Source organism: Lachnoclostridium phytofermentans ISDg, from assembly GCF_000018685.1.
Classification (GTDB): Bacteria; Bacillota; Clostridia; order Lachnospirales; family Lachnospiraceae; genus Lachnoclostridium; species Lachnoclostridium phytofermentans.
On the sequence record NC_010001.1, the window covers coordinates 4,507,034 to 4,520,897 of the forward strand.

12 protein-coding genes are annotated in these 13,864 nt (G+C 35.2%); 4 read left to right on the forward strand and 8 right to left on the reverse strand.

Translation table 11 applies throughout. The annotated features are described in order from the left end of the window. Nucleotides 1-237: 237 nt before the first annotated feature. The 3 genes from CPHY_RS19010 to CPHY_RS19020 all read right to left on the reverse strand — a co-directional run bounded on the left by CPHY_RS19010 (nt 238) and on the right by CPHY_RS19020 (nt 4,533). Nucleotides 238-2,526, reverse strand: a complete 2,289-nt coding sequence (locus CPHY_RS19010) for a methyl-accepting chemotaxis protein (protein ID WP_012201664.1) — start codon at nt 2,524-2,526, stop codon at nt 238-240. Nucleotides 2,527-3,110: 584 nt separating this feature from the next. Beyond that, the gene (locus tag CPHY_RS19015) at nt 3,111-3,434 is read right to left on the reverse strand and encodes a cupin domain-containing protein (protein WP_012201665.1); all 324 of its coding nucleotides are present in this window, start codon (nt 3,432-3,434) and stop codon (nt 3,111-3,113) included. 223 nt (nt 3,435-3,657) lie between these two features. Then, the gene (locus CPHY_RS19020) at nt 3,658-4,533 is read right to left on the reverse strand and encodes a class I SAM-dependent methyltransferase (RefSeq protein ID WP_012201666.1); all 876 of its coding nucleotides are present in this window, start codon (nt 4,531-4,533) and stop codon (nt 3,658-3,660) included. A 482-nt stretch (nt 4,534-5,015) separates the two neighbouring features. Here CPHY_RS19020 and CPHY_RS19025 point away from each other — a divergent pair, with 482 nt between their 5' ends. The 4 genes from CPHY_RS19025 to CPHY_RS19040 all read left to right on the forward strand — a co-directional run bounded on the left by CPHY_RS19025 (nt 5,016) and on the right by CPHY_RS19040 (nt 8,970). Continuing rightward, a complete protein-coding gene (locus CPHY_RS19025; protein ID WP_012201667.1) occupies nt 5,016-5,693 on the forward strand; it encodes a PspA/IM30 family protein in 678 nt (225 codons plus the stop codon). A 125-nt stretch (nt 5,694-5,818) separates the two neighbouring features. Further along, the gene (locus CPHY_RS19030) at nt 5,819-6,949 is read left to right on the forward strand and encodes a hypothetical protein (protein ID WP_041703790.1); all 1,131 of its coding nucleotides are present in this window, start codon (nt 5,819-5,821) and stop codon (nt 6,947-6,949) included. Continuing rightward, nucleotides 6,946-7,947: a TPM domain-containing protein gene (locus CPHY_RS19035; RefSeq protein WP_012201669.1), complete on the forward strand. Its 1,002-nt coding sequence runs from the start codon at nt 6,946-6,948 to the stop codon at nt 7,945-7,947. The genes CPHY_RS19030 and CPHY_RS19035 overlap by 4 nt, the downstream gene beginning before the upstream one ends. An 18-nt stretch (nt 7,948-7,965) precedes the next feature. Beyond that, nucleotides 7,966-8,970: an SPFH domain-containing protein gene (locus CPHY_RS19040; RefSeq protein ID WP_012201670.1), complete on the forward strand. Its 1,005-nt coding sequence runs from the start codon at nt 7,966-7,968 to the stop codon at nt 8,968-8,970. Nucleotides 8,971-9,156: 186 nt separating this feature from the next. Here CPHY_RS19040 and CPHY_RS21060 read toward each other — a convergent pair whose 3' ends face one another. From CPHY_RS21060 to rfbB, 5 genes are all read right to left on the reverse strand, one after another. Further along, nucleotides 9,157-10,284: a GGDEF domain-containing protein gene (locus CPHY_RS21060; protein ID WP_081428593.1), complete on the reverse strand. Its 1,128-nt coding sequence runs from the start codon at nt 10,282-10,284 to the stop codon at nt 9,157-9,159. 283 nt (nt 10,285-10,567) lie between these two features. Then, a complete protein-coding gene (locus tag CPHY_RS19050) occupies nt 10,568-11,116 on the reverse strand; it encodes a biotin transporter BioY (RefSeq protein ID WP_012201672.1) in 549 nt (182 codons plus the stop codon). 261 nt (nt 11,117-11,377) lie between these two features. Next, nucleotides 11,378-11,926 (reverse strand): dTDP-4-dehydrorhamnose 3,5-epimerase, encoded by a 549-nt coding sequence (gene rfbC, locus CPHY_RS19055; RefSeq protein ID WP_012201673.1) that lies wholly within the window; start codon nt 11,924-11,926, stop codon nt 11,378-11,380. 45 nt (nt 11,927-11,971) lie between these two features. Further along, the gene (rfbD, locus tag CPHY_RS19060) at nt 11,972-12,829 is read right to left on the reverse strand and encodes a dTDP-4-dehydrorhamnose reductase (protein ID WP_012201674.1); all 858 of its coding nucleotides are present in this window, start codon (nt 12,827-12,829) and stop codon (nt 11,972-11,974) included. Beyond that, on the reverse strand, nt 12,826-13,851 hold the full coding sequence (rfbB, locus tag CPHY_RS19065; protein WP_012201675.1) for a dTDP-glucose 4,6-dehydratase: 1,026 nt from the start codon (nt 13,849-13,851) through the stop codon (nt 12,826-12,828). The genes rfbD and rfbB overlap by 4 nt, the downstream gene beginning before the upstream one ends. Between the last annotated feature and the right edge of the window lie 13 nt (nt 13,852-13,864).

Genomic DNA, 13,864 nt, shown 5'->3' on the forward strand with positions numbered 1-13,864 from the left:
TATTCAATATAATTCACTTTCTTATTATAATACTAATATCCTGAAAGATTATTTTATCCATTCGTAATCCTCCAATAAATCAATATTTCTTTTACACATTGCAGTCATTTATATGGAGCAAGTAGTTACCCCTATTACAATTACCTAGAAACCTCTCTCCTACACTTTGTACAAAGTCAAAAAAAGAGATGAAAAAATCATCTCTTTTTTTGTATCTTAAACTAACATGCCTTATCTTTATACTGTAAACTTACGCATTGCATCTTTTAACTCTTCCGTACGTAGCTCTAATTCTTGCGTACCTTCCACAAGAGTTTTGGATAGTCCTAACTGCATCTGAGCTGTGTTATTAACAATAGAAGAAGAAGCTGCGGTTTCCTCATAAACTGCAGAAATACTTTCAATTGAATCTAAAGTCTTTTGTCTGTCTTCATTCATATTTTCAACATTTTCAATTACTTCTTTTAGATTTGTTAATAGACTATCTACACATTCGCTCATGCTGTGGAATGCTTCCCTAGTTGTTTCTACAGACTTCACTTGAGAAGTAACTTCCGTTTCTGCTTTTTGCGCTGTCTGTACTGTTGATTCAGTTTTTGTTTTAATATCAACAACAACTTTCTGAATCTCTTGTGCTGCATTTACAGAACCTTCTGCTAATTTACGAATTTCTTCAGCAACTACTGCAAATCCTCTTCCGGCGTCACCAGCTCTAGCAGCTTCGATAGAAGCATTTAAAGATAAGAGATTTGTTTGGCTTGCAATATCATTAATAATTCCAATGAATTGTTCAATAGACGCAGACTGTTTTTGAAGAGCCTTAATATCAGTCATTACCTGTTGTGTTATTTCATTCGTTGTCTGAGATTGTTTTGTTAGCAAGGTCATTGTAGTGATACCATTTTGAATCATCACCTGCGTCTGATCAGCAAGAGTTTGAATCTCGTTAACATTATTATTTACGATACCCATCTTATTCGATAGCTCATCCATCTGGTTACAACATAACTGAGCTTCTTCAGCCTGTTGTGCAATTCCGATATCTATCTCATTGATTGCTGTAGTAATGTGCTCACTAGAATCGGTCATATCCCTTGATGTCGCTGAAAGACTCTTGGTAGCCTCTGTAACTAAATTCGTAACCTGAACTACTTTGTGAATAAGATCTCTCGTGTTATTTACCATTTCCTTAACGTTACCGGCAAGCATACCAAATTCATTGCTTGTATGGATGTCCATATCAATGGTTAAATCACCCTCAGATACTTTGATTAATTTTTTCGAAATACGATGAATACTCTTACCAATCATAATGGATATTAATCCACCCACGAATGCTGCAACAAGGATAGCTATTGCAACGACACTAACCGTAACCCCTTTAATGTCACTAGCACTTTTCATTACAGACGCTTTTGGTACTAATGCGCAAATAGAGAATCCTTTTGAACTACTCTTTGCCATCATAAAGAGGTAATCCTTTTTATCAACTTTTACATATGTGTTATAGTTACCTTCGTTGTTAGCCATACCTTCTTTATAATAAGTAGTATCGCTAAAGGCAATAGTATCGCTTATTGCGGAAATTTCTCTACCATCATCCATTACAAAGGAAATATAACTTCCTTCTGCTAATTCAATATCCTGTAAGAGTTGAACTACTTTTTTCTTACTTAAGTCAATTACGATATAACCATTCTTTGACTTAAACTGTCGGATAAATGTGCAAGCATAATTATTATAGGAAGTTTTTAATTCGTCATCAACCATAGCATGACTACCAACCCAAGCAGCTTGATTTTTTGATTCTGTCATTGATGCGGCATCGGTATCCTTCATGGCATCACTAAACCCTATTACTCCCCTGGTTTTTGTAGATAACACTTTTGCATGGTCTTTTGGTATAATATGTATATCCTGAATGAATTCATTTGCTACTTGTGCAGCTGTTAATTGAGCATAAATAGCCTGTGTCAACTCATACAATTTTATTTGTTCTTCGTTTTTACTACTAAATATATAACTTGTAATATTATCATTTTGAGACTGCACAAAGGCCTCAGATTCTAGGGTGCTCATTCCAACATCAATGTAGTTCACCGCCATACCGATTGTTTTTGTTGCAGAATCTTCAAAACCACTTACTAACCCATTCGAAGCTTTTATATATGATATTGCCCCAACTATTATGACAAATAAAATCGGTACAGTAAAACCGATAAGCATTTGCGTTCTAATACTAGCAATAACTCTAAAAAACTTACCATTCCTTACTTTTCTAGGAACAATATCGACATCATTTTCTATGCCTTCTTTAATCGCCTTCTTTAATTCTTTGTTCTTAAATTTTTGTTTCTTTTTCGTTCCCTCTGTTTGAAACTCCTCATCTTTGTTACGTTTAAATTTTACTTTTCGTTTTTTCTTTGTTTCTTGTTTCATTTGTTCCATCATAGTCTCATCAAAATCAACATTTCCCTTTTTTGTTTTTCTGAGATTACCAAATAACTTTTTGCTCTTTTCAATCATCTGTTATTCGCACCCCCGTCGCTTTCGTCTCTACTCTCTAAGTGCCCTTAGAACTCTTAACGCTAGAATTATGGCACTACCGCCTTTTACGGTGCAAAAAACGCACCTTTTATCAGAAGCTTTAAAGTAACTTCTGATAAGTTGTATTATCGAAGCATATATTTTTCTTTATTCGACAATATAATTCCAAATGTTTTATAATTATACCACATCCTACCATCATATACAATAATTATAATGTCTCATATTACAAAACTTCACAATTTGCGTGCATGTTTTCTATGGTTTTAGTATAATATATGTAAATTATATCGCTTTGTACTGTTTTTCTGCTGTTTACCATTTAGAATTTGTTAATTTTTATGAATAATGAACAAAACCAAACCTTTTTTAATTAATAATCACAAATCCTCACAATGCAACATATATCTAAAAAAAGCAATCAAAATATCCTGAATTTTTTATCTTTTTTCTGGATATTTTGATTGTCTTTAACTGTATGTTATATAGTAGAAACTTTTTGTTTCTTTACATATTCGAATTGTTTTTTTACATAAACGAATTGTTTTTTATTAATACGACTACTACTTTAAGAAGTCTTCTCTCATAGGATTGAATACATCAACTAAGATGCCTTCTTCTAATGCTGTTACTCCATGAACAGCATCGCTAGGCATATATACACTATCTCCTTGCTTTACAACCTTGGTTTCACCATCGATAGTAAATTCAAAACTTCCTTTTGCAATATAAGTAATCTGAAGATGTTTATGGGAATGGAAATATCCTTTTGCACCCTTTTCAAATGTAATTTCACACATCATTAATTCATCAGAATAACTCAAAATTTTTCTTGTTACTCCTGGTTCACAATCTGTAGCTACGATGTCTTTATTAAATGTAAACATATCTCTCTTCCTTTCGCACTCCCATTTTTTCAGGGTATGATTATCCTCCAGTATAACACTTCTCTTTTTTTACTTACCACTAATATTTTGTGATTTCGAGTATCATTTACTTTATTTTCATACAAATGTTTGTGATTTCATGTATCATTTACTTCATTTTCACACAGACCATTTCATTTTACTTTCTACATATACCTTTTCTATAAAGGAAGATTCTTAATTTTTAGTCTTCCCATCGTCCTGAAGCACCGCATGGTAACACTAAACCTGACGATGTTACTGGAAGTCCAATTTCTTCTGCATTTACATTACCGCCGAATTTTTTTTGCAACTCAGTTCCTAGCATATAGGCTAATACCGCTGGTTGAAGACCTGTTGTATAGGAGTTAATCAAATAAAATAACGGTTTCTCGGTTAATACTTCAGTACATAGTTTTACAAATGGATAAATACTCTCTTCAATCTTCCATATCTCACCCTTTGGACCTCTACCATAAGAAGGAGGATCCATAATGATGGCATCATATCGATTTCCTCGGCGTATTTCTCTTTCCACAAATTTTACGCAATCATCTACAATATATCTAATTGGGACTTCTCCTAATCCTGAGGATTCCGCATTTTCTTTCGCCCAAGTTACCATACCTTTGGATGCGTCTACATGAGTAACATTCGCACCTGCTTTCGCTGCTGCTAAAGTAGCACCTCCAGTATAGGCAAATAAATTTAATACTTTAATCTCTCGATTCGGATTTTTTTCTTTTTCTTTTCTTATTTTATCGCTAAACCAGTCCCAATTGGTCGCCTGCTCAGGAAACAATCCGGTATGCTTAAAACTAAAAGGTTGTAAGTTAAAAGTTAACTCTTTATAATGAATCTGCCATTGTTTTGGCAGATCAATAAACTCCCACTCACCACCGCCTTTATTACTTCTATGATAGTGTGCATTTTTAATTTTCCAGCCACGTTCTTCTTTCTTAGTATTCCAGATTACTTGAGGATCGGGACGCACTAATATATACTTTCCCCAGCGTTCTAACTTTTCACCGTTAGAAGCATCCATTACCTCATAATCTTTCCATCCATCTGCAATCCACATAAATTCCTCCAACTCTTAGCATCTTATTTACTAATGGTTTATTTCTATCAAACATACTATTTAAGTATTCTATACAATCAGCGTTTCCAATATCTTAATGTCCTAATCATAGGAAGTAACATCCATTGCATATCACATCTTCCCAAAGTGTCTTCGCCCTCAAGATAAAGTCTATGGAGTAATTTTTCATATAATTTAAAATCTTAAGATATTAAGGACTTAGAATAACTTTTATAACATATAGATTATATAGTACTAGCGCAAGTTAAACAAGATTTTTTTGTCCTAATCAAATTTTAACCATTCTGAACTTATTATAAGTATTCTTGTCCTATTTTAACTTGACGTTTTTCAGTATAAATACTAAACTAATAGATAACAGGAGAAAAAGGTTAAACTTCCTTTCCTTTGTTAAACAAGAGAGCTTTTATATAGTCTCACTTGTCATGAATAAAATATCATAATAAGTGGAGGTACATACTATGGGTATTTTAACACGTTTTAAGGATATCATGTCCGCAAATATCAATGCACTTTTAGACAAAGCTGAAAATCCTGAGAAAATGATAGATCAATGTCTTCGTAATTTAAATGAGGATTTAGGTAAGGTAAAATCTGAGACTGCTGCCATTATGGCAGAGGAGGCCAGGTCAAAAAGAGCGTTGGATGAATGTAATGAAGACATTGCTAAGATGCAGATCTATGCTATCAAAGCTTTGGAAGCAAATAATGAAGCAGATGCTAGAAAGTTCTTAGAGCAAAAAGCATCCTTAACAAATAAGTCAGCAGGATTACAACAGGCTTATGAACTCGCTCACACCAATGCTACTAACATGAAAACAATGCATGATAAGTTAGTAAAAGATATTAATGAGCTTGAGTCTCGTAAAGACATGATTAAAGGTAAGCTTGCTGTTGCTAAGACACAGGAACGTATCAATAAGATGGGTTCTTCTGTAGAAAGTGCAAATAATTCTATGGCTAGCTTTGCTAAATATGAGGAGCTTGCAAATAATAAACTTGATGAAGCAAATGCGATGGCTGAATTAAATAACTCCTCACCAGAGAATACCATTAAAGATTTAGCTGCAAAGTACAATTCCTCTAGCCCTGATATCGAGAACGAATTGGCAGCCTTAAAGCAAAGCCTAGGAAAATAATTCTAAGTAATTGCTGCCACAAAGACACTTATCCTGTGCCTTTGTGGCATTTTTAATGAATGCATACAATTTTTAGCGCCGGAATACGGCATGTTATCATATTGTATAGAAAGCGAGAACTACTCATGGTAATTCAATATAAATGCCCTAGCTGTGGCGCAGATTTAACATTTGATACTACGTCAAAAAAACTTCATTGTGCCAGCTGTGGAAGTTATTATTCCATTGATTCTATGCCTCCCCCTGATATCCCTCTTGGCGAATCAGATGACGCCCCAAAGGTTAACCCCTTTGGCCCTCAGGATATCTACGAGGAAGCCTCCTTTGATTATAAACAGAAATCTGAATGGCAGCATAAGGATTTTAGTAGTAGTAAGGTATCTGAGTATCATTGTAAAAACTGTGGTGCTGTTGTTATTACAGACAAAGATACCATTGCAACTTCCTGTAGTTTTTGTGGGGCTGCCGTAGTTTTAAGCGATCGAATAGAAGGCCAACTAGAACCTTCAAGAATCATACCCTTTAAAATTAACCGCGATCAAGCAACAAAGGCATTCCAAAAGTGGTGTAAAAAAGGGCTACTAACTCCTACAGAATTTAAACATGCAGACCGTGTAAAAAACATTACTGGTATCTACATACCATTCTGGTTATACGACTTAAATGGAATTGGAGATATTGATGCAACCTGTACTAAGGTAAGAACTTATACCCGCGGTGACTATATCTATACCGAAACGCAGTATTATCACGTTTACCGAAAGGTTAACCTTAATTATTCCAATGTTCCAGCAGATGCCTCTGAAAAAATGAATGACAATTTAATGGATCGTTTGGAGCCTTATCAAAATCATGATTTAATTACCTTCGAAATGCCATACCTAGCGGGATATCTTGCTGAAAAATATAACTTTAATGCCGATCAAATCTTTCCGCGTGCTCGTGATAAAGTAGGTGGTTTTGTGGACAATTATCTAAGAAATACCATTCACGGATATCATAGTGTTATCACGAACCGAAAAGATATTTCTATCTATAAAAAGAATGCCTATTATACTCTTTTACCGGTTTGGATGGTTTGCTATGACTATAAAGATTCGGAACATATCTTTGCTATGAACGGTCAAACAGGGAAGATTGTTGGAAAACCTCCTCTTTCTGTTCCAAAAATGTTTGCATGGTTCGCTTTAATTGCCTCCTTATCATTTCTGATTATAAAACTGCTTGTTGTTCTGAACGGAGGGCCTTGGTTATGATAGTAAAAGACAATAAAAATTTCATTGGCATTCGGTTGATGCTTATGATAAGCTGTATCTATATCATTGCTACAGTACTAGGAACTCCTAAATTTATCGTTATGGCTGAGACTTCCAAACATACCGCTCACATAGAAGACAATGCGGGTTTACTATCTGATAGTGAAGAATCAGACCTTTTGCAAAAACTCACTGACTATGCTGTAAAGTCAAATCTTGATCTTGTCATCTTAACAACTGATGACCTAAATACGAAAGTGAAAGATGATGATACTGCTATCACGAACTATGTAAAAGGTTTCTTAGAAGATTATATTGACGAGAACCTCGATAATGGTACTTTTACAGAAGATGTAGCAATCTTGTATTTTGACTCTACTTATCGTTGGTTGAACATCCAAGGATATGGGAGTGCTGAGACCATATTAAATGATGACCGTATTGAAACTATCCTAGATAATATCTCAGGTTATTTTCGTGAGAATGATTATTACAATGCATTTTTAAATTTTGGTAATCATACGAAATATTATGCAACATTAAAGAATACGAATTCTGGTAATAGTAGTAACAGCAACCAGAATGGTTCTAATAATACATCACCAAATGGCAGTCATGGAAATGATTATAATTACGGGCATGGCCAGACATCCCAAAATAATTCTAATGATGCACAAAGGCAATTTATTGAGAATGTCCTTTATAAAACATGGTTTCAACTATTCGCAGCCATTACAATCGGTGTAATTACCATAGCCATCATGGCCTCGCGATCTGGTGGTAGAGTAACCACGAATAATCATACCTATCTTAATGAAGGTAATTCAGGAATCGTCGCAAGGCGTGATGACTACATTAGCACTAGTGTAACAAAGGTAAAACGTCCAGAACCTAACCACACTACAAATACAACTAGTAGCGGAAGTTTCCGAAGTAGTGGTGGCGGTGGTGTCAGCAGTGGCGGACGGTCACATAGTGGTGGCGGGCGCAGAGTATAAAGAGAAAGGTGGATTTCTATGGGATTTTTTACAAGTCAGTTAGCAAATGTCATAGAGTGGAAAGAATTCCGCGATGACATGATTTTTTACAAATGGCACAACAACGAAATCAAGCGAGGTAGCCGCCTCATCATTCGTCCAGGTCAGGATGCTATATTTCTATTCAATGGAAAAATTGAAGGTATATTTAAAGACGATGGAGATTATGATATTGAATCGGATATTATTCCATTTCTTTCTACATTAAAAGGATTTAAATTTGGTTTTAACACTGGTATGCGTGCAGAAGTTGTATTTGTTAATACAAGAGAATTTTCTGTGCGTTGGGGTACCTCAAATCCAATTAACATACCTGCACCACAATACAACTTACCTGGTGGTCTTCCAATCCGTTCCCATGGTGCCTATACCTTTAGGGTAAAGGATTATGTGAAGTTAATTGATAATATAGCCGGAATTAAAGAATCTTTTTTAGTAGAAGATGTGAAGCTACGTATTTCTTCTGTTCTAGACCAATTATTGATGAAGTGGGTTGTGCAAGAAGGTAAAGATATGTTTAATCTTTCTATTAATTCCATTAATATTGCAAACGGTATGAAGCAGGATCTTGATATGCAGCTATTTGATACTGGAATTAGCATTAACTCCTTCCAAATCATGAGCTTTACCTACCCAGAAGAAGTTCAGGCAATGATTAATAAAAATGCTTCTCAAAGTATGGTTGGCGATGTAAATCGTTATCAGCAGATTAATTTCTCTGACGGTCTCTCCTCTGGTAATATAAAAAGCGGTGGGGTTGCTTCCGATATGGCAGGTATGATGATGGGTATGAAGTTTGCAAATCAAATGGTTCAGAATATGAATCAAGGCATGGCAGAGGCCGATGCTCAGCAGAAAACCTTTACTAATACGCCAAGCAATGAAACTGGTACCTCAGCAAATAAACCAAACTTCTGTCCTAACTGTGGGCTGAAAACCGGAGATAGTAATTTCTGTCCGAATTGCGGTCAAAAACTGGTGTAATTGATATAAAAGAAGGGGATAAATCTAAGTATCCTAGGTAAGATTATAAACTTACTTAAGTTACTTTGATTTATCCCCTTTGAAAAATTATTTCATAGTTATTTTGTTATTCTGCCATCGAAGATAATCTCACATTCATTTTGCAATTCTACCATTCGATTTGAAAGATATCTCATATTTATTTAACTATTCTGCCATTCGATTTCTTTTTCCACATACCTTTTCTTTATATACCACTACATCTCTGCCACTTTTTTTTGCGGTATATAATGATTGATCCGCTGACTTATATAATTCCGACATACACTGCATGGTGGTAGGAACTACAGAGGATACACCAATACTTACCGTAACAACTGCTGCTCCAAGCGTCGGGCTATGTTTAATATTAAGATTTTCTATATTTGTTCGTATTTTTTCTGCAAAAGAAATTAATTCCGATTCCTTCTCATCATATACGAGAATGACAAACTCTTCTCCACCGATTCGAGCAGTGAGATCACTACTCCTTCTTGCAGTTTTTCTAATCTCTGCAGCAACCATTTTCAAACATTTATCCCCTTGTGGATGTCCAAAACTATCGTTATAGCGCTTAAAATTATCCACATCCACAATCATAAGTCCAATTCTGATGCCGCTCCGAATACAATAAGGCAATAAGACTTCCAGATTACGATCTAAGCCCCTGCGATTTAATAAACCAGTAAGTGGATCTTCTTCCGCATTCTTTGCCATAGATTGAAGTTTTTGCTGCATCTTTAGCATTTTTCTATATTGTGAATATAAAAATCTAGAAATACAAAGTAGCGCACCACTGTATATTATCATACTCAACTTACTTGCAAAGGATAACTCTAGTTGAAACAATACAAAACTAAAGAAAATCATCTGTGTTGCTGCAAAATATAGAAACTCCTTTAAATTTAAAAGGGGCACCAATGCCGCAACAGAAATTAAAACGCAATATATTCCTATATTGTTACTTTCAAACAGGGAAATATAACTGGAAGCATAAATAAATAATAAGGAAAAACTCCAAAAACTTCGATAAATAATAGGGGCAATTACATAATCTTTCTTCCTCTTACTATAAGAACCTAAGACAAGAAATGCTATAGTTATTACCTCAAATGTTAATAAAAATCCAAGGTATGCTTTTCGAACTTCATTATTCTCACCGAAATTCCATAGAAATAAAGCCAAGATCGGTAATAAAAAACCTAAAATGGACGAAAAAACTACTACTCGTTTTAAATTCTCTCGAACGAGCCGGATTCTTAACTTTTCTCCATTTGATAACATGAAATTCTCCATACTTTGTCCCCTATATGTACGAAATTATCTGTTCTAAATCATCCTTCTCGTATTTTGTTTTGAAATATCTACTTTCATAAACAGAAATCCTCATAGTATCTAAACTGTTCTAATTGCAGCTTAGCCCTAAAATAATAAATTTTTTGTATTCATCACGCTCACTGTATGCTTTTTAGAAGTATACTAATCTATCGATGATTATAACATACTAATTTTGTAAAATCCAATCCTTTTTTCTTACTTTAACGGTAATAATGTCTATTTCAGAAATTAAACTCTTTTTTCAATCCTTTGCAGATTCCAGATAGGCATTTATCTGTTTTTTAATCGGTAACGCTATTGCCGTACAACAAATCATTTTTATGATATCTCCTGGAATAAATGGAATCACTCCTGCCATCAATGCTTTGGAGACTCCTAGTTTAAGCTGCAGACCAAGCCAAACCGTTCCAATAAGATAGCAGCCTATTGTTCCAAGCACCATTCCCAAAAAAACGATAATTGGTCTTTTCCCCCACCTCTTTGCAAAGAATCCAGTAAAAAAAGCCATGACAAGATATCCAATTAGATATCCGCCAGTTGGACCAGCTAAAACTCCAAATCCAGCCATACCCTCTGCAAAAACCGGAAGTCCAACCAAGCCAATCATAATATACAAAATAACACTAATGATAGCTTTTCGAGCCCCTAAGATAACTGCACAAAGATATACAGCAAAGGTGCCTAAAGAGATAGGAACCGTCGATAGAGGGATAGAGAAAGGAGCCAATATACACAGAATTGCAGTCATGAAAGCTGTCATTGTAATAGACATAGTTTTTGTACTTTTCATATTAATGATCATTCCTTTCGATAGCCTGTAAACTGTGGGCTACAGGCATAAATTTGTGTTTGAAAACAATATCTTTTCAAACTAACTCATTGTTTTTTGACCATTATATTGCAAGTCTATTTATATGTCAACCACAATTGTATTCTAGGTTTACATTCGTATGATTGTATTTTACGTTTACATTTGCGTTGATTGAAAATCCTAGCAAAAAAAGGCTAAGATATGAAATCTCAGCCTGTCGCTTCAAAAATCTAATCTATACTATTTTATATCGGCTAAAGTTCCCCATTCTTGATCCCTTTGTGCAATAACTAAATCCATATCTTCTGGAATTGGCCACTCAATACCAACCTCAGGATCATTCCAAAGTAGTCCACCATCATCACCCGGGTGATAGAAGTCAGTACACTTATAAGCAAACACAGCAGTATCAGATAAGACTAAATATCCATGTGCAAATCCCTCTGGTACAAAAAATTGCTTTTGATTCTCTTCACTAAGCACTACACCATACCATTTACCAAATGTTTTGGAGCCTTTTCGAAGATCTACTGCCACATCAAAAACCTCACCACTTAATACACGAACGAGTTTCGCTTGCGGGTAATTGATTTGAAAATGAAGCCCTCTTAGTACTCCCTTTTTTGACATTGACTGGTTGTCCTGTATAAACTCTGCGGTAATCCCTGCGGCTTCATATGCCTCTTTATGATACGTCTCTATAAAGTATCCACGATTGTCTTTAAATATTGTTGGTTCAATTACAAATAGCCCATCAATACCACATTCTGTAACTGTTATTTTTCCCATTTTATTCTCCATCTATAATTCCACAGACATTTTATGTCTTATTTACTATTCAAGATTCTCTGCTTGTAACTCATACAAATAACGAGATAACGCATCTTGCCAAGTAGGTAGTCGTTCAAATCCCTGTTCCGTTAATTTTTCTTTGCTAAGTCTACTATTTTTAGGACGTTTTGCTTTGGTTGGAAATTCATCCGACGTTAATGGTTGAACCGTTGTATTTTTGCCAGACATACGAAAAATTTCTTTCGCGAAATCGTACCAACTGCAAAATCCTTCATTGGTCACATGATAAATCCCATATTTATCAGTTTTTATCATTGCTACAAGACACTTTGCCAAATCTACCGTGTAAGTTGGTGAACCGATTTGATCAGCCACAACAGAAACGGTGTTTCTTTCTTCACTAAGACGTAACATTGTCTTTACAAAATTCTTTCCATTCTTACCAAATACCCAGGAAACCCTAACAATAAAACAGCTATCTAGTTCACGAATTACAGCCTGCTCTCCTTCGTATTTCGTCTGTCCATACCAGTTGATAGGTGCAACTTGATCACAGACTTCGTAAGGTTTCTCTCCTTCCCCTGAAAAAACATAATCCGTACTAAGATATATCATTTTCGCATGAATCCCTGCACAGGCTATTGCTAGATAGGAAGCCGCTAGAGCATTCGCACTTAATGTTTCTTCTTTTTCCTCCTCAGCAAGATCCACAGCTGTGTAGGCGGCACAATTAATTACTGCCTCTGGATTTATATCTCTAATCGTCCTTATTACTTGGTCTTTATCAGTTATGTCAAGGTCCTTTCTTGTTAATCCGAAAGCTGTCAATCCGTGTTTTTCTAATTCTTTTACCACATCATAACCCAACTGACCATTTACCCCAGTTACAACCACTCTCATAATAAACGTTCTCCATACATCTCTTTAAAATAAGACCGATACTCTCCATTGATGATATGTTCCCACCAGTCCTTATTTTCCAAATACCAATCAATCGTTTGCTTTAAACCAGTTTCAAAATGGTATCTAGGTTTCCATCCAAGTTCTTGCTCTATTTTGCTTGGATCAATCGCATAGCGTAGGTCATGTCCAGGACGATCGGTTACATACTCTATTAAGCTTTCCGGCTTATTTAGTGCCTTCAGAATTTCCTTAACTACTTCAAGGTTGGTTTTTTCATTATGTCCACCAACATTATATACTTCTCCCGGTTTTCCATTACGGATAATTAAGTCAATAGCCGAACAATGGTCTGTTACATGCAGCCAGTCTCTAACGTTACTACCATTGCCGTAAACAGGAAGTTTTTCATTATTTAAGGCGCGAATAATCATAAGTGGTATTAATTTTTCTGGAAAATGGTAAGGCCCATAATTATTTGAACAACGGGATATTGTTACCGGTAGCCCGTACGTACGATAATAAGAAAGTACGAATAAATCCGCACTTGCCTTACTAGAGGAATATGGACTTGAAGTATGAAGCGGTGTATCTTCCGTGAAAAATAAGTCCGTACGATCAATTGGAAGGTCACCATACACCTCGTCAGTTGATACTTGATGAAATCTCTTTATTTGAAACTTCTTCGATGCATCCAACAACACTAGAGTTCCTAACACATTTGTTTTTACAAAGACTTCAGGATCTAGGATGGAGCGATCCACATGACTTTCCGCAGCAAAATTTACAACAACATCAAATGCTTCTTTTTCAAACAACTCCATGATAAATACTCTGTCCGAGATGTCTCCCTTAATAAAACGATAATTCGGTTTATCTTCCACCGACTTTAAGCTTTCAAGATTTCCTGCATAGGTTAACGCATCTAAATTAACAATTGTATCCTCAGGATAATTATTTACCATATATTGTACAAAGTTGCTGCCTATAAAACCAGCTCCTCCGGTAACTAGTATTTTCATAATATTATTCCTT